This is a genomic window from Paeniglutamicibacter sulfureus, from assembly GCF_039535115.1.
In the GTDB taxonomy this organism is placed as follows: domain Bacteria; phylum Actinomycetota; class Actinomycetes; order Actinomycetales; family Micrococcaceae; genus Paeniglutamicibacter; species Paeniglutamicibacter sulfureus.
Genome location: NZ_BAAAWO010000001.1, coordinates 1,912,094 through 1,928,383, shown reverse-complemented (window position 1 = coordinate 1,928,383; position 16,290 = coordinate 1,912,094). Strand labels below are relative to the sequence as shown.

The 16,290-nt window shown below is 65.2% G+C and carries 16 protein-coding genes; 7 read left to right on the top strand and 9 right to left on the bottom strand.

Features of this window, described 5'->3' with window-relative positions; translation table 11 throughout:
- Nucleotides 1–227: 227 nt before the first annotated feature.
- Complete coding sequence (locus ABD687_RS08815) at nt 228–1,484, top strand: MFS transporter (RefSeq protein ID WP_302264794.1); 1,257 nt, start codon at nt 228–230, stop codon at nt 1,482–1,484.
- Nucleotides 1,485–1,655: 171 nt separating this feature from the next.
- On the opposite strand, the gene ABD687_RS08810 is transcribed toward ABD687_RS08815, so the two are convergent.
- Nucleotides 1,656–2,021 (bottom strand): ArsR/SmtB family transcription factor, encoded by a 366-nt coding sequence (locus ABD687_RS08810; protein ID WP_302266418.1) that lies wholly within the window; start codon nt 2,019–2,021, stop codon nt 1,656–1,658.
- 459 nt (nt 2,022–2,480) lie between these two features.
- On the opposite strand from ABD687_RS08810, the gene ABD687_RS08805 reads away from it, so the two are divergent.
- The 4 genes from ABD687_RS08805 to ABD687_RS08790 all read left to right on the top strand — a co-directional run bounded on the left by ABD687_RS08805 (nt 2,481) and on the right by ABD687_RS08790 (nt 5,876).
- On the top strand, nt 2,481–3,266 hold the full coding sequence (locus ABD687_RS08805) for a DUF418 domain-containing protein (protein ID WP_344760984.1): 786 nt from the start codon (nt 2,481–2,483) through the stop codon (nt 3,264–3,266).
- Nucleotides 3,259–3,660 (top strand): hypothetical protein, encoded by a 402-nt coding sequence (locus tag ABD687_RS08800; RefSeq protein WP_310292042.1) that lies wholly within the window; start codon nt 3,259–3,261, stop codon nt 3,658–3,660. Before ABD687_RS08805 ends, ABD687_RS08800 begins: the two co-directional genes overlap by 8 nt.
- A 74-nt stretch (nt 3,661–3,734) precedes the next feature.
- Nucleotides 3,735–5,378: a gamma-glutamyltransferase gene (locus ABD687_RS08795; protein WP_310292044.1), complete on the top strand. Its 1,644-nt coding sequence runs from the start codon at nt 3,735–3,737 to the stop codon at nt 5,376–5,378.
- Between the two features lie 42 nt (nt 5,379–5,420).
- Nucleotides 5,421–5,876 (top strand): peptidase, encoded by a 456-nt coding sequence (locus tag ABD687_RS08790; RefSeq protein WP_310292046.1) that lies wholly within the window; start codon nt 5,421–5,423, stop codon nt 5,874–5,876.
- A 330-nt stretch (nt 5,877–6,206) separates the two neighbouring features.
- Here the strand turns inward: ABD687_RS08790 and ABD687_RS08785 are convergent, their stop codons facing one another.
- The 3 genes from ABD687_RS08785 to ABD687_RS08775 form a co-directional block, all read right to left on the bottom strand.
- Entirely contained in the window at nt 6,207–7,025 is an 819-nt protein-coding gene (locus tag ABD687_RS08785; protein ID WP_302264801.1) for a cation efflux transmembrane domain-containing protein, read from the bottom strand.
- Nucleotides 7,025–7,354, bottom strand: coding sequence for an ArsR/SmtB family transcription factor (locus ABD687_RS08780; RefSeq protein WP_302264803.1), 330 nt, complete (start codon nt 7,352–7,354; stop codon nt 7,025–7,027). The genes ABD687_RS08785 and ABD687_RS08780 overlap by 1 nt, the downstream gene beginning before the upstream one ends.
- Before the next feature lie 414 nt (nt 7,355–7,768).
- Nucleotides 7,769–8,209 (bottom strand): hypothetical protein, encoded by a 441-nt coding sequence (locus ABD687_RS08775; protein ID WP_302264804.1) that lies wholly within the window; start codon nt 8,207–8,209, stop codon nt 7,769–7,771.
- 195 nt (nt 8,210–8,404) lie between these two features.
- Between ABD687_RS08775 and ABD687_RS08770 the strand changes: the two genes are divergently transcribed.
- Nucleotides 8,405–9,121, top strand: coding sequence for a glycoside hydrolase family 16 protein (locus ABD687_RS08770; RefSeq protein ID WP_302264805.1), 717 nt, complete (start codon nt 8,405–8,407; stop codon nt 9,119–9,121).
- Between the two features lie 78 nt (nt 9,122–9,199).
- On the opposite strand, the gene ABD687_RS08765 is transcribed toward ABD687_RS08770, so the two are convergent.
- The 3 genes from ABD687_RS08765 to ABD687_RS08755 all read right to left on the bottom strand — a co-directional run bounded on the left by ABD687_RS08765 (nt 9,200) and on the right by ABD687_RS08755 (nt 12,835).
- Nucleotides 9,200–9,565 carry a hypothetical protein gene (locus tag ABD687_RS08765; protein WP_302264807.1) on the bottom strand — a complete coding sequence of 122 codons (366 nt, stop codon included), beginning with the start codon at nt 9,563–9,565 and terminating at the stop codon, nt 9,200–9,202.
- Nucleotides 9,566–9,611: 46 nt separating this feature from the next.
- The gene (locus tag ABD687_RS08760; protein WP_310292053.1) at nt 9,612–11,078 is read right to left on the bottom strand and encodes an NAD(P)/FAD-dependent oxidoreductase; all 1,467 of its coding nucleotides are present in this window, start codon (nt 11,076–11,078) and stop codon (nt 9,612–9,614) included.
- 89 nt (nt 11,079–11,167) lie between these two features.
- Nucleotides 11,168–12,835: an amidohydrolase gene (locus ABD687_RS08755; protein WP_310292055.1), complete on the bottom strand. Its 1,668-nt coding sequence runs from the start codon at nt 12,833–12,835 to the stop codon at nt 11,168–11,170.
- 135 nt (nt 12,836–12,970) lie between these two features.
- On the opposite strand from ABD687_RS08755, the gene ABD687_RS08750 reads away from it, so the two are divergent.
- Entirely contained in the window at nt 12,971–13,669 is a 699-nt protein-coding gene (locus tag ABD687_RS08750; protein WP_310292057.1) for a TetR/AcrR family transcriptional regulator C-terminal domain-containing protein, read from the top strand.
- 75 nt (nt 13,670–13,744) lie between these two features.
- On the opposite strand, the gene ABD687_RS08745 is transcribed toward ABD687_RS08750, so the two are convergent.
- Together ABD687_RS08745 and ABD687_RS08740 are read right to left on the bottom strand one after the other, a co-directional pair.
- Nucleotides 13,745–14,230 (bottom strand): hypothetical protein, encoded by a 486-nt coding sequence (locus ABD687_RS08745; protein WP_310292059.1) that lies wholly within the window; start codon nt 14,228–14,230, stop codon nt 13,745–13,747.
- A gap of 10 nt (nt 14,231–14,240) precedes the next feature.
- Nucleotides 14,241–16,157 (bottom strand): primary-amine oxidase, encoded by a 1,917-nt coding sequence (locus ABD687_RS08740; RefSeq protein ID WP_310292062.1) that lies wholly within the window; start codon nt 16,155–16,157, stop codon nt 14,241–14,243.
- Nucleotides 16,158–16,290: the final 133 nt, after the last annotated feature.

Below are 16,290 nucleotides of genomic sequence, written 5' to 3'. Positions count from 1 at the left end.
CGGATAGATTTCCTCGGACGAAGCCCAAAGGCGCACGTACTTTGGGATTAGAAGGACGGCCCAAGCGCTTGGACATACTGTTATAGTATGCGTATGAATGCGGATATGGATAGATGTGATGTTGGCCCCACGTCGGAAGGCTTTGGCTTCGCCGTCGAAGTCTTCGGCATCTGCTCCGCTTCACCGCCCTCCCCCTTCCGAGAATCCCCTCTACGTTAGGTCGGCCCGTGCTCGCCGTTCTCCGCAACACCGTCTACGCCCGGCTCTTTGGAGCCCAGGTCATCGCGCTGCTGGGCACCGGGTTGCTCACTATCGCCCTGGGCCTGCTGGCCTTTGACCTGGCGGGCGGGGATGCCGGGATCGTGATGGGCACGGCCATGACGATCAAGATGCTCGCCTACGTCGGCATTGCGCCTTTGATTAGTGCGCTCCTGGCCCATGTGCCGCGGAAGCGGCTGCTGGTCAGCGCGGACGTCGTCCGTGCCGCCGTGGCCCTGTGCCTGCCGTTTGTCACCGAGGCGTGGCAGATCTATGCGCTGATCTTCCTGCTCCAGTCCGCCTCGGCGACCTTCACCCCGGCGTTCCAGGCGTTGATCCCCTCGATCCTGCCCGAGGAACGCGAATACACCCGCGCGCTTTCGCTCTCCCGGCTCGCGTACGACCTGGAGTCGCTGGTCAGCCCGATGCTGGCGGCGGTGCTGCTGACGGTCTTGAGCTACCACAATCTCTTTGCCGGCACCGTGGTGGGCTTCGTGGGCTCGGCGGTCCTGGTCGCCGTGACCCGGCTACCGGTCACGGAACCGCCGACCAGTGTGGGGTTTCTCGACCGCCTCACCGGCGGTGTGCGCACCTTCTGGGCGCGGCGGGAACTGCGGGGGCTGATGGCCCTGAACCTGGTGGTGGCCACCACCACGGCGATGGTCATCGTCAACACCGTCGTGTTGGTCAAGGCGGACCTTGAACGCTCGCAAGCCGATGTCGCGCTGATGCTGGCCGCGAACGGGGCAGGGTCCATGGTGGTGGCCCTGGGCATTCCCTGGTTGTTGGACCGCTTCTGCGATCGCCGGGTGATGTTCTGCGGGGCCGCCGTCCTGCCCGTGGCACTGCTGGCCGGGGCTGCGGTGATGCGTTGGGGTTCCGGCCAGGGTCAGTGGTTCGCCCTGATCGGGATCTGGTTCCTCATCGGGGCGGCGACCTCCACGATCCTCACCCCGTCCGCGCGCCTGCTGCAGCGCAACAGCGACGAGCAAACCAGGCCCGGGGTCTTCGCGGCGCAGTTCTCCCTCTCACACGCCTGCTTCCTGCTCACCTACCCCCTGGCCGGAACCCTCGGAGCGGTTTTCGGGTTGCCGGCCACGGCCACGGTGCTGGTGGGCATCGGCCTTCTCGGGGCGGTCCTGGCCTTCGCGACCTGGCGCACGCCACCCGGAGCCGAGCCCGGTTGGCCCGCCGCAACCCGCCCCGCCGCCAGAAAAGGCCGCTAACCGGAAGTATTTTTCGTGAGACCCATCACCGGGACGGGGACTGGCAGCCGGGGCGGAAACGGGGGGTGCATCGCATCGCCGGGGTGCCGGGTCCCTCGCGCTGAAAGCGCGCCGGTTTCCCGGGAAAGGGAACCGGGCTACGCAGCCACCAGGGTGCCGGCCTAGGGAGAATCAGGCCCGGGCCTCGTGGTGCCGGGGGACCTGCCCTCCCGTGGTGACCGAGTGTTCCGCCTGCCGGACCGCTTCGCGGATCACCTTGCTGGGGTGGTGGTCAATCAGCTTGTAGAGCACCTTGGTGCCGTCTTGGCGCGTGGTCACCATGCGGGCCATCCTCAGCCGGGCCAGGTGCTGGGACACGCCCGAGGGGGACTTCTCGACCAGCTTGGCCAACTCGCCCACCGAGAGCTCCTCGCCGTGTTCGAGTGCGAACACGATCCGGATGCGGGTGGGGTCCGAGAGCAGGCCAAGGACCTCCCCGGCCAGCTCGATGAATTCGGGTTCGATCGGTGGGGTGGTCTCAAAGTTGTCCGCGTGCATACGCATATACTGTCATAGGTGTCGGTTTCCCGGGATTCCGACGCGCTTACTTGCCGCCGTGGAACGCCCTCAGCATGCGGACTGAAAGCACCAACAGCCACACAGCACATCATTCACGCAGCACAAAGAAAACAGACCACGCCCCAAAAAAGGGATAAATGATTAAAGACGAGAGCTATGCTGTAGAGAGAAAGTGATCGCGAAAAGAAAGACGAAAAAAGTGCAGGAGGCCGACGACCTGGTTGGACGAAGTATGAGGTGCATGAGCCGGGTCGTAGTGAAACTGTAATAGTAATAGGTAGTATACTGGAGGATCAGGAGACGAGAGATGATGTGCTGACGCATCCTACGATTGAGGTAAACTGCCCGAATGGCGCCAGAGAATTAGGACTCACGTGGGTGGCGGGCGAGTGTGCTGCGCGGAGAGAGGGAGCTGAGCGTGAACGATCATACGGGTCAGTGTCCATCCTGGCGGTGTACGGTGTGTTGTTCCTCGTGGGGATACCGCTCACCAGGCTGCGCACCCCGGTTCTCGCCCTGCTCACCGGCATCCTCATGGTTGCCGCGCCCTTGGCCTGGATGGGCGTGTTGGTCCTTCGCGGGGAGAGGTTCCGCGGAACCCCGATCCTGCTCTCCGGCAATCCGCTGGAAATCCTCGACGGAATCCTGGTGACAGGTCCCTACCCGGCGCTCGTGTGGATCGTCCCGCTGGTGGCCGGCCTGACCCTCAGCCGGTTGGACCTGCGCCATCGCCGGCTCCAGCTGATCCTTTTGTTCGGCGGGATGGCCGCCGCGGCGGGCGGAATCATGCTCTCGCGCCTGCTGATCGGGGTGACGGGGATCGATCCCACCAGCGGCGGTTTCGCGCGGCTTCTGGCCAGCTTCGACCACTCCCAGGCGCCCCTGTGGCTTCTCTCGGGTATTGGGTCCGCCGTTGCCGTCATCGGGATGCTCCTTTTGGTCGAGCCCTGGCTGGAGCGACATGCGCGTCCGCTCATTCACCTGGGACGGCTCTCGTTCACGATGTATGTCATGCACCTGGTGCTGCTGGCGGTATTCGTGCGGCCCGATCCGCACACCACGGGCGAAGGCATCGCCTTCGCCGCACTTATCAGCGCCTTCTGCATCATCTGCGCCCACCTGTGGGTTCCCGCCCGGGGACAGGGCCCCCTCGAACGGCTTCTGAGGCTCCCCGCGCGCACGGGCCCCAACCCCGCCACCACCTCGTCAGGACACCATGGCTAATCCCACCCGCTTCTTCCGGGGACTTCGGTTCCCTCTGGCCCGGGCCGCCACCATCGCCTTGGCCGCAATGATCCTCTTGCTGGGCCTGGGCGCCCCGGGGGCCCAGGCCCACACGGGACTTCCCGGGAACCCCACGGCGCAGGGCATCACGGGGACCACAACACCCCAGGAAACGGCCGGGCAATTCCACGCCGCCCCGGCCGTGCCCGACAACGCAGGGAAAACACCAGGCAAAGGCACCGACGGCACCGGCGCAGGGACCGAGGAAGAACACCGTTTCCTCTCGCCCGGGCTTCTCGGGCTCGCGGGGCTCGTCGCCGCGACCGCGCTGGTCGGCACCTACCTCACGATCCGCTCGCGGCACCGCCCGCCCCACAGCCAGGAGACCGAATGATGAAACCACAATTCCGCACACCATCGAACCCCGCTGACTCAACCATGACGCGGAACCGCCGAGGTCCCCGGCACATGGCGGCCGGATTCCTGGCCCTCGGGGCATTGCTGGCAGGGTGCGCCGGTGAGCCGCTGGCGGAGAAGTTCTCTGCCCCCACCGAGGCCAGTGACACTCCGGCCCCTTCCCCGAGCGCGCCGGCGCAGACCCTGTTGTCCCAGGAAGGCATCGCCGCCGGACATCCCGAAGCGGTGAAGGTCGGCCTGGAGATCCTGGAACAGGGCGGCAACGCCGCCGACGCGGCCATCGCCACGGCCTTCGCCGTCTCGGTGGTCGAACCCCATGCCTCCGGGATCGGCGGGGGAGGGGTCACCCTCGTCGCGGAACCGACAAAGGATGTGGCTGCCTTCGACTACCGCGAGGTCGTGGGCACCAGCGGGAAGATCCCCGCCTCCGGAACCGGGGTGCCCGGTTTCGTCGACGGCATGGCGACACTGCATGAAACGTACGGCTCGATGCCGTGGGACGAACTCCTGCAGCCCGCCGAGGATCTTGCCCGCGACGGATTCGTGATCACCAAGTTCCTGGGAGAGCGGATGAACGACGGGATCGGATCGCAGATCGTTTCCGAACACCGCCAGTTCCGCACCAAGGACGGCAGCCGCGTCCTGCGTGAGGGGGAAACCCTCAAGCAATCCGAGCTGGCACAAACCATCCAGACGATTGCAGAGGGAGGACGAGACGAATTCTATGAGGGTTCGATCTCCGATGAGCTGACCGAGGTCGAGGGCCTCGACGCCACCACCCTGGCCAACTACGAGACCGAAAAGTTCGAACCCGTGGACGGGAAGGTCGGCGACTACACGGTGGTGACCGCGCCTCCCGCCCTCCCCGGGGCAGGGCTGATCCAGATGCTCCAGCAGGCCGAGGGTGCCGGTATTGCCTCCGATGCGCCGGGGTCCGCTCCCTACGTGGACAAGCTCATGGCGGCTTGGTCGAACGCGAGCGACACCGTCACGGAGAATTTCGGGGATCAGCGCTTCGTCGACGTGGACCTTTCCGAGGTCCTGGACCGCGACCAGAACCTCGCGATCGGCAGCAAACTCGAGGAAAGGGCCTCGAAGGATTCCCCGGCCGGGGACATCGACCCGGGAAACACCACCCACCTGTCCGTCGTGGATCGGGACGGCATGGCCGTGTCGATGACCAACACGATCACCAGCTTCTGGGGAGGCACCAAGAGCGATGTCGTGGGCGGGTTCTTCCTGAACAACCAGCTCAGCAGGTTCGAAAGCATCGACTCGCCGGCGAATCGCCCGGAACCGGGCCGGAAGTCCGTCACCTGGTCCAACCCCGCCATGGTCCTGGATGGGCAGGGCCGCGTGGTGATGGGAATCGGCACCCCCGGGGGCCAGCAAATCCCCAACATCCTGGCCTCCGTGCTGGTCCCGGTCCTGCTTCAGGACCAGCCCATCCAGGATGCCGTGGACGGGCCACGCTTCCACCTGCAAGGCGGCACCCTGGCCGTGGAAGGGAAGGCCGGCAAGAGCCTGAAGGCCCTGGCACGGGCCAATGAATGGAAAATCCGGGAAACCACCCGATCCGATGGCGTCTTTGGATCGATCCAGGCACTCTGGGTCGACTACGACACCGGGACCCTCGACGGGGCCACCGATGTGCGCCGGGACGGCGACCACGGCGTTGCCGACACCGACCAGTAGGCCACCCCGAGGGCTGCAACGCCACAGGCAGGAGAATCAACGATGAAAAAGGCCAGAATGGAGACGGCGGCCACGACCGGCGAAGGCCTCACGGTGGGCATTCCCGGCCATGGCAGCTTCACTGTGACCGAGGAAGCGCTGAGGATGATCACCGTGTTTGGCGGGCAACTGCATTGTTACCAGGCAGACGGCGGCTGCCGAAAGCAAGGCCTGTATTTCTCACGGACAGTACCGAAGAAAGCTCTCCAATGCTTGGTCAGTGGCCCGCGACCTGGCACAACGTCCCCCGATGGAGCGACCGGGCAGGACAGCGAAGAAGTCATGATCAGTGTCAGCCGCGAACTTGCACCCAAACTCGACGGGGCGGTCTTGGAGTTCGGTTCATATAACAAGATGCAACGTTTCCTCTGGCTGGCCACCCCCGCTGTTAAAGGACCGGCCTGTACCTGCCGGCGCTCCGTCGGCTCCCCGGCAGGAAAAAAACTCTCCTTGTCTTGACGACCAGGGGATCGGACTAAGCGACCTCTAAACAGCGAAACCCGACGACTGCATGAGTGCCGTGCCAACAGCCGTGAGTTGAAAGTGATCTCATGAATGGATCGTTAAACAGGAGGCCTCGTGGATCCGAACGACCCCTTACGGGACTGCGAGTCTGTTCCGGCGGTATGGGTATGCTCTTTCGGGATTTGCCGGGGCCGCCGGCTGCACAGCGGCACCGACAGGCGAAAGGCGGCAGCGTTGCCCGGCCCGTTGCCCGCTATCGGCCAAGGCCCCGGCATGAGACCGCCGTTCCCGGCAAGGAGTGGCAGCCTCATGCACGTCTCCCGCTTAGTGCTTATTTCGCAGTTCTGCCGCAGGCGTCCGGATCTCGTTGCCAGGGCAACAGGCACGCGTCGGGGCGTCCGCGGTGGTCCCCGGGGTCAATTCCACTGGCTGGGCAACGGACGGCTCTGAAGCCAGGTCGGGCGCGAAGTGCGGCATCGCGTGCCGGTCCCCGGACGTGGAAGTCAACGGTGCGGGCAGGCAACAGCTATCACCCTTCCAGGCGTCCCGTCCCTCTTTGACTGCCACCGCCGCAATGACAAGAGCTGCGACCGGGTCGGCCCAGGACCAGCCCAGGGCGCTGTTGAGCACCAGCCCCAGCAGCAGGACACCCGAGAGGTACGTGCACAAAAGGGTCTGGCGCGAATCGGCCACAGCAGAACGAGACCCCAGTTCCCGGCCTGCCCGCCGTTGCGCCAGAGACAGGAACGGCATGACCGCCAGGCTTACCGCGGCCAAAATGATGCCGACAGGTGAGTGCTCCGGCTCACCGGCACCGGACAGCGACAGGACCGCACTGACGGTGACGAAGGCGGCCAGGGCAAAAAAGGCGACCGCTATCAGGCGCAATGCCGCCCGTTCGCGGGCCTGTGGATCGCGGCCGGCGAACTGCCAGGCGACCGCGGCTGCCGACGAGACCTCAATCACCGAATCCAGCCCGAAACCGATCAGGGCGGTGGAGGAGGCCACCGTTCCAGCGCCGATGGCGACGAAGGCCTCGACCACGTTGTAGGTGATCGTCGCTGCCACGAGCAGGCGGATTCTGCGGGCAAGGATCCCGTGCCGCGCAGCGCCCGAACCGGACCAAACCTGGCCGGCACGCATCAACAGCACCCTGTCCCGGCGCTGTCGGCGCAATGCGCCGGATCCGCCGCAAGAACAACACCGAGGAGGTTCGACAGCGCATCCCCCAGTCTCGGGTCCGCCAGCTCGTAACGCATCCGCCGCCCTTCAGGGACCGCGACAACGAGGCCGCATCCGCGCAGGCAGGCAAGATGATTCGACAGGCTCTGCCTGCTCACGCCGATCAGCTCGGCCAGATCGCTCGGATACGCCGCAGCGTCACGCAGCGCCAGAAGAATTCTCGCCCGCGTGGGATCCGAAAGTGCATACCCGAACTGTGCAAGAACTGATGAATGTGTGACTGTCTGCATGTAACTGATAGTACATTAAGAACTGTATCCATGATTGGGTGTATCAATGGGGCGGATCGAAACCTCAGACCGAAAACGAAGGAGCAGCATGCCCAAGAGCAAAGTACGCGCCAAAGCCAAGCAGAAAAACACCCGTGAACAGCGGAACAGGCGGGCAGAGGACAGCGCCTGTGCCCAAAGATGCTGCCCACCCTCCCAATCAACGCCGAAGGCGGCACCGAACACCGTATCCGAGGCCGATAAAGACGGACCCTTGGGTTTGAGCTGAGATCGGTGGCTCCAAGTGTCGTTCGTTCCATGTAGCGGTCCAGCACCTCCCCGGCCACTACAGCGCAAGCTAAGAGCCAGGCGACTTCTGAATAAGACGCGGCAAAAGGGGAAGCTGATGGACTTCGAATTCGACGCGGGAACTTCCTAAGCGCCTTCGCAAGTGGAACCTTCCGCGGGAAACTTTCCCACGATCACCGGGGCCGCTAAGGCCGGCTCCACGCTCACCGCCGTCCCCGGCACCTGGGCACCGACCAGGGTAGCTCTGTAGTGGTGGCCGGCATGGGCGAGACGGAAGACTTCGCCGACGTTCTGGTAGAAGTTTGTTTCCCCGCTGTCGTTGAAACGCAGCGTCACCGCCGTAGCACTGAAGGTGGTGATGGTGGAGTTCAGTCCCGCCGGCCTGGTCCACCCGCCACCGGTCGTGGGCACGAACTTGTAGGTGCCGCCGTCGGGTGCCGTGTAGGTGACCGAGTCGTCTGCCCCGACTTCAAGGGCTGTTTCCGTGGTGCCTTCGGAGAAAGTGGGGCAGTGGTCGTTGATAGCCTTGCACGGAAGGATGGCCGGTGACGGGGCATGGCGAGGCATGATCGTTGCAGCTATCATCGGGGCATGGGCCGGAAGAGAGAATTTTTTGGGGCCGTCACCGGATTAATCGCCTGGGGGCTCCTGCTGTCGGGATGTACTTCTCAGGTTCCGGACGAAAATCCAGGCAGTACCCAAATTCAGCCAACCGACGGCCTCAACAGTGGGCTCCACCCCGATGCAGCTTCCACGGACGGGATGCTGCTGGACGAGGGGTTCGACGAAAACACGCTGGATGCCTCCCTCTGGAACACCTGCCACTGGTGGCAGGACGACGGATGCACCATAGCGACCAACAACGAACTCGAATGGTACCTTCCGCACCAGGTCAAGGTCTCCGAAGGAGCACTTCACCTGACGGCCGAGCGCAGTGCGATATCGGCATCCGACGGCAAGGACTATCGCTTCACCTCGGGCATGGTGACGACCGGGCCGCCGGCCCACCAGAGGGCACCCAAGCTGGCCTTCACGTATGGGAAGGTCGAGGTGCGGTTTCGCCTGCCCGCCGGCCGGGGCCTGTGGCCAGCCATCTGGTTGCTTCCCGCCAGCGAGAATTCCCGACCCGAGATAGACATGCTGGAAGTAACCGGTGAGGATACGGGACGCCTGCGAATGCACCTGCATCCCAAGGACGACTCGGCCCCATCCATCGGGAAGGACTATCTCCTGCCGGGAGGGGCTTCCCTGGCCGGCGGTTGGCACACCATCGACCTGGACTGGTCCCCGGGCAGGCTGGATTTCATCCTCGATGGAAAGCGGGTATGGCGACTGGACGGCAAGGAAGTGCCGGACGAACCGATGTACCTGGTGATGAACCTGGCCGTCGGGGGCGAGTATCCGGGGGATCCGGACCAAAGTACCCAGTTCCCCGCCACCATGAGCATTGACCATGTCCGGATTCGACGCAATGACTGATCCGAACCCCGCGGTTTCCTTAGCAGACCGCGATTGATGCGAATGGGCAGAAGCATGCAGGGGTAATTTGTCCAGATGTCATGGGGACGGGTTGGATGTCGCGGAGCTGGCGAGGAAGCGGTCCATCCAGGGCCCGCCCCGTGTCCTCATGGGCGCGTACTCCATGCCGGTGCACCTTCGTTCATGGACTCCCTCGCTGGATTTGTGCCAGGAGGGCTGGCACAAATCCAGCGACGGCTGGCGGGTCTGGAGCCGGTGGCGAGGGAGTCGGGCTACCCAGGCCAGGACCTCCAGGACCCGGATGTTTGATTCCATCCAAGACACAAAGTCGGTGTTTGGCGGCAAGGTCACGGTGAAGTCGATGACCGGCACCGTCGACGCGCCGGCCTGCTTGCGGATGTGCTCGGTTTGCGCGCTTTTGGTCTGGGTGCTGCAGACCAGCACGTCGATGTTGCCTGCCCGCCGCGTAACTGGGGGAAATCCCTGGCGTTCACGAGTCGAACCCCATGCCGACGGCATCCATGGCCCTGAGGAACGGGCCGCGCCTGCCTTCGTTGCGGTCAGCCTGGACCAGTCCGTGGGTCATCAGCTTCACGCCCAGCCATGCCGCCGGTTCCGGCGGGAAAGGCAGCGGCTTCTTCCTGGCCATCTCCAGCTCGGTGAGCTCGGTCTTGGAACCCGAGAGCAAATCAAGCATCACCCTGGCGCCGAAGCGCGTGGCGCCCACGCCCAGACCGGTGAATCCGGCGCAGTACGCGACGCGGCCGGAGTGGGAGGTGTCAAAGAAGGCGAAGAAGCGGCTGCAAGTGTCGATGGCCCCGCCCCAGGCATGGGAGAACTTGATGCCTTCCAGCTGCGGGAAGGTGCCCAGGAAGTGAGCTGCCAGCTTCCTGAAGGTGGCATCGTGCCTGTCGTATTGGGGCTTGACCTCCCGGCCGTAGTGGTAGATCGCGTCGTAGCCCCCATAGAGCAGCCGCCAGCCGCCGTCCTCGTCGATCGTGGGGCGGGAGTAATGGAAACGGTTGTTCATGTCCGCCAGGCCCATGTTTTCCTTCCAGCCGATGAACTGGCGCTGTGCTGCGGTGAGCGGCTCTGTCATGAGCGCGTAGTCAAAGACGGGGATGGTGTGCAGACGGTGGCGCTTGAGCAGGGACGGGAAGGCGTTGGTTGCCAGGGCCACGCTTCGAGCGGTGATGTGACCGGCGCCGGTGCGCACCCGGATTTCGGTGGAGGTGGAGATAAGCTCCTCGCCCTTGGTGTGTTCGAAGATCCTGACGCCCAGATTGAGGCACACCCGGCGCAGGCCCCAGGCGAGCTTTGCCGGATGCACCAGCACGGTGCCGTGCCGGTCCCAGTTCCCGCCTTCAAAGAGCGGGGAATCGATGTGGGTGCGCACGTGCGATGCGTCCATGGCAACGAGTTCAGGGTCCTGCGCGGCCTCTTCCTTGAGCCATTGCACCTGGTGTTTTTCGGTGGCGACGGTCAGCACGCCGCTTTCCACGAGGTCGCAATCGATGTCGTACTTCTTGACGGTGCCAATGATTCCGGCGAGGTTTTCGGCCCCGAGCTCGGCCAACCGCTGGTTTTCCCCGGGAAGGTGCTTCTCGCCGTTGGATTCGCCATGGACCAGGGAGGCCTCGCAAAAGCCGCCGTTGCGCCCCGAGGCCGCCCAACCCACGGTTTGCCCCTCGATGAGGACCACCTCTCGGTCGGGGTTTTCTTCCTTCGCCAGCAACGCGGTCCACAGCCCGCAGTAACCGCCGCCAACCACGAGCAGGTCTGTGGTCAGGTTGCCTTCCAAAGAGGGCAGGGCCGCGGGGCGGTCGGGGTGCCGCAGCCAATAGGGGGCGTAGGTGGTCCCGTCGAGCGAGGCATCGATGGCGGGTTTCCCGATGCTCGCCTCGATGCGGTCGTAGGAGACGGGGAAGCCGTTGGACGTGGCAGGAATGCTGCTCATGGGGTTTCCTTGCTTGAAAGATGTGAATGTGGGGGGGGGTGGTGTTCAAAGTGCCTGCGGGCGGGAGGGCACTTGTGGAAGAGCTGGCCCTAGACGCGTGCGGCGGCACGTGAATAGACCACGTGCCCCGCGGCAAGGGTGAGTTCCACTGCCACGGCGTGCAAGTCGCTGGAGTCGATGGCGAACGGGTCCGCATCCAGCATGATGATGTCGGCGCGGGAGCCGGGTCGCAGAGTGCCGCCCTCGATATCGCGGTTGATCCAGGCGCTGCCCTGCGTGTAGCCGCGCATGGCCTCCATCAGGGTGATGGCCTGGTGGGGGACCAACGGTTCGGCCTCCGGGTGGTCCGGATGGGTGCGGTTGACCGCGACATGGATGGCCTCGAACGGATTGGGTGTTGAGACCGGCCAGTCCGAACCCATGACCAAGTGCGCGCCGGAATCCATCAGGGAGCGGAACGGGTACTGCCATCCGGTGCGTTCCTTCCCGAGGAACGGGGCCGTCAGTTCCGTCATTTGGTCGTCGTTGCAGGCCCAGAGCGCCTGGGCGTTGATGCTCAGTCCCAGTTTGCCGAAACGAGCCACGTCGTTCGGGTGGATGACCTGCAGATGGGCCAGATGGTGCCGCCCGCCGGTGATGCCGTTGGCGGCCCGGGCTGCTTCGAGCGCATCCAGGCCCATGCGTGCGGCAGCGTCGCCAATGACGTGGAGGTGCAGGTCGAAGCCTGCAGCATCCAGGGCTATCGCCACCGCGGACAGCACCTCCGGAGAGAGGTAGCGCAGCCCCGTGGAACCCCTGGAATCAGGGTCGCAATTGCAGGTATGCAGGTAGGGGTCGAGCATCGCGGCGCTTTGGTTTTCCGCGACGCCATCGACCATGATCTTGGCGGTGGTGGTGCGGAACCCGGCCGCGGCGTTTTCCCGCCGACGCTCCAGGAAGTCCCCGACCAGTTCGGGAACGTCCCCGAGGGTGGTTTCGCGGGGAACCCAGAGGGCACCGGCCGCCTGGCCGGTGAGCTTACCCTCGGCATACAGGGAACGGTAGATCGCGGAACCATCCCGATACCCGGCGTAGTTCCCCAGGATTGCTTCCTGCCAGCCGGTGACCCCAAACGAGTGAAGCCTGGCCTGGCCGGCCGACAGCCCCGCGCGCAGGGTCGCGGCGTCTGGGGGCGGGATGAGTGGGCTGACCAGGTCCATGGCGCCCTCGTGCAGCATGCCGGTGGGATTTCCCCGCCCGTCGCGTTCGATGCGTCCGTCCGGCGGATCGAGGGTGGCGGCTGTGATCCCGGCCAGGTGCAGGGCGGCGGTGTTGACCCAGGCGCCGTGGTGGTCGCGGTTGATCAGGTAGGCGGGCGTCCGGTCGGTGACCGCGTCCAGCAGTTCGGCAGTGGGCGTGCCGCCGGGGAAATCGCTCATGGACCAGCCGCCGCCGGTAATCCAGTCCTTGGTGTTGCCGGCAGCGTGGGACGTGATGACTGCCAGCGTGGCGTCGATGCCGTGGGCACTGGTGAGATCGCAGGCCAGGGACTCGACCCCGCCCATCAGGGTGTGGACGTGCGCGTCGGTGAAGCCGGGGGACAAGGCACGGCCCTTCAGGGACACGTCGTGTTCCGGTGCTGGGAGGGCATTGCGGACCTGCGCCACGGGCCCCACGGCCAAGACGCGTCCATCGCGCACGGCCACGGCGCTGCCCGGGTCCAGGAGGATGTCGCCATCAAAGATAGTGCCTGAATGAAATAGCCACGTCTCGCTCACGGGTGCCCTTTCGGCGTGGAGGAATGGGGGGTGCCGCTGGATGAATGATGTGTGTCCCAGTTCATAAAATCCCAGTCATGATCTAAAGTCAACGGTGTTGACTTTAATGCGTGGCAAGGAAGCCACGGCCCATCGATGGATACCAACGAGCCCGAGGATGACCCCGTGAAAGAGGCGCCCGTTCCGCGTCGCCGTGCCCAGGGACTTGGCCGCGACATCATCATTGATGCCTGCCTTAAGCTGGCCGGCGGAAGCGATGCCGATGCCCTGTCCTTTCGCAAGATCGGCAAGGCGATCGGTGCCGACCCGACGGCGCTGTACCGCCACTTTGCCGACAAGGACGAACTGCTGCTGGCGCTCGCCGACCGCGTGATTGCGGTGGGAATGGAAGGTTATGTCCCGGGCCCGCGCTGGGAGGAGTCGCTGCGGGACTTGATGCTGAGGACCCGGGCGAGTTTCCTGCGCTATCCGCAGGTTGCCACGTTGGCTGCCTTGCGGGTGACGCGCCAGAAGGGCGAGCTGGAATTCATTGAGGCCATGCTCGCCGCGCTGGAGTTGGCGGGTTTTGAACGGCGGGAGGCGGCGCTGGTCTACCGGGCCTGTGGCGACTTCATGCTGGCATGGACCGGCTTTAGTGCGGGGCTTGTGCTGCTGGGTGAGCAGTCAGCGCAGGATGACAATGCGTGGGTGCGCAGCTATCAGGACGTGTCTGAGCAGCAATACCCGTTGGCGGTGTCATCGGTGGCCCTGATGGCAGGGGTGCAGGACGAGGAAAATTACCGCTTCGCCCTGGACCTGCTGTTGGGAGGGATTGCCGCGCGGTTGGGCAACTGAGTGCCGAGACGGCAACGGAGGGGAACCGGGAAATTTCTCGGTGCCCCTCCGTGTCGACGTCGGATCCTGCGCGTCCTACCGGTGCTCCGCGTCGCCGCCGGCGGAGGGGCCCGATGCTGCCAGCCGCAGGCCGATCCCGCAGAGCATGACCAGCGCCAGCTCGGCCGCGGCGATGCCGAGCATCGCGGCGGCTCCCGCTCCGGCGGTCGCAACCGTGGCTTCTCCGCCGTGCCGGTGCTCGTGGATGCCCAGCGCCATGAAGGTGTGGACAATCGCCATGAGTGCGGACATGGCCAGCAATTCGGCCAGGGCCGTCGGATTGTTCCAGGACCGGTGGGCGCATTTGAGGCACAGCAGCACCATGGCACCCAAGACGGCGCCGACCCAAGGCCCGTGCGGGAAGGCGACCATGACCCACACGTGACCCGCGCCCAGGCCCGCCGCCAGGGCGGCGACGACCCGGGCAAACCTCGGTGAGCCCGGGGTCCCACGGGTGCCCTGCCGCGCGGCCGGCGCGACACGCGGTGCGGGCCAAACGGGGGCCGCAATGTTCGTGGTCATGGCATGCCGACTAGGAGTGGCAGGACTTGCCGGTGGCCGGGGCCGGGACATCTAGAACCGGCGAGCGGTCGAAGAAGCCCTCGGGACGCAGCTTGAAGCCAACCGTGTCCACCGGCATGATGGGCCAGTCCTCGGGTCGCGGGAAGTGCGTGAGCCCGAAGGTGTGCCAGAGGACGAGGTCCTCGCCGTCGATGTTGCGGTCGGCCTTGACCCATTCGGGCAGCCCCGCGCCGCCGGTGTGCTGGTTCACGAAGTCGCCGGTCGGGTAGCGCTGGTCCGCGGTGGCCGGGGTGACCCACAGGGCCTTGGAGGCAAAGGTGGCGCGGCGGTGGATCGAGGAACCCTCGTTGGCCAGCAGCGTGGGGTTTCCCTGCGGGTGCAGCTTGTAGCCCACCGGATGGCCCAGTCGGTTTTCCGATTCGGGGTTGGAGACCACCCACGTGCGGCCCTTGGCCATGTCCGCGTCGCGGATCGCCTCGGACTCGCGGGCCAGGAGCGTGCGCTTGCGGGAGAAGGCGTTGCCCCGCAAGTTCTCCGGTCCGGTGGGCACGCGCACCACGTCCTCTTCCTCGACGCGGCCCGGGCCGCCGTCGAGGGCGAAGTCCAACCGGGCGCCGAAGAGGTGCTGGTGGAACGGGGCGCCGAGTCCTGGCGCGAGTTCGGAGGCGTACGGTGTTTCCCCGTCCGGCAGGGCACTGGTGAACACGATGCCGGTGGCCTTGGCCTCGAACTCGATGGTGCCATCGAGGTAGAGGTACCAGTAGAAGCCGTAGTCGTAGTTGCCGATGGTGGTGAAGAAGGAGATCACCAGGCGGCGGTTGCGTCGCGTGTAGTTGATGCCGCTCCACAGGTCGGAGTGCTTGGCCAGGATCGAGTGGTCCTCCTCGTGCATGCAGATGCCGTTGCGGATCGTGCGCGCCTCGCCGCGGGCATTGGAGACCACCGGGGAGATGTAATGGATTTCGCCCAGGCAGTCGCAGCCGAGCTCGAGCGAGTTGGCGAACTGGCCCACCAGGTACTCGCCGGTGTCGAAGTAGTTCTGCCAGCTGCGCACCGGGGACGGGTCGCCGTAGGGGACCACCATCTCCGCAATGGAGGCACGGTTAAGGATGCGGCGCGGGGCACCCTTGTCCTCGAAGGAAATATTGTGCAGCACCAGGCCCTCGCGCACGTCGAAGCCCACATCCAGGCTCCATTTCTCCCACTCCACATGGTTCTCACCGGTGACGGTGAAGCTGGGACCTTCGGGCTGGGTGATGGAGATCGGCTTCTGCGTGGTGCGCAGCGGGCCGGTCAGCTCCGGGTCGGTGTAGTTGCCGTGCTCGGCCGGGATCGGCGCGACGCCCAGGTCGATGACCTGGTCCACGCTGCGGTTGCCCACATCCACGTAGCCGACCAAACCATCCACGGGGTGTGCCCAGGCCGAGTCCTCGGGGTGGTCCTGCACGAAGGCCAGTCCGCGCAGGATGCGGCGGCCCGATTCCTCCGGGTACTCGAATACGCCGGCAGAGAGCGGGGCGACGCGCACCTTCTTCACGTCCAGGTTCCGTTTGGCCAGGGCCTCGAGCCAACGCGGGTCTTCGGAAAGCAGCTCCTCGACGACCTCGAATTCCTCCTCCAGCACCGGCAGCTCGCCGCTGATGGCCGTGTCCAGCTCGATGACGCTTTCCACCTCGCCGCGGGTCACGGAAACCACGATGTCCTTGGGATGGTTGCCGCTGACATCGAGGAGGAAGACGCGGAAACGGCGATCGGTCTCCGGCGCGTCCCGGCGTGGATCCTCGAGTCCCAGGTAGGCCACGCGGGCCGATTCCGGGAAGTGGCCGTTCTCGGCCAGGATGGTGCGCACCTGTGCGATTTCCGCTTCGGTGGCAAGTGCGTAGGCACTGAGGTCGGTGTTTTCGGCGATCGCGTTGTTGGGGGTCATGGCGTTGCCCTTTCGAGGGAATGTGGAAGGAGACGTGCATTACCGGCGCCGGTGACGTGCACCACGTTTTTATTCTCTGATTGTAGAGAATAACCGCGTTTCTTCACCGTGGCAAGGGGTGCGGGTTGGTGCG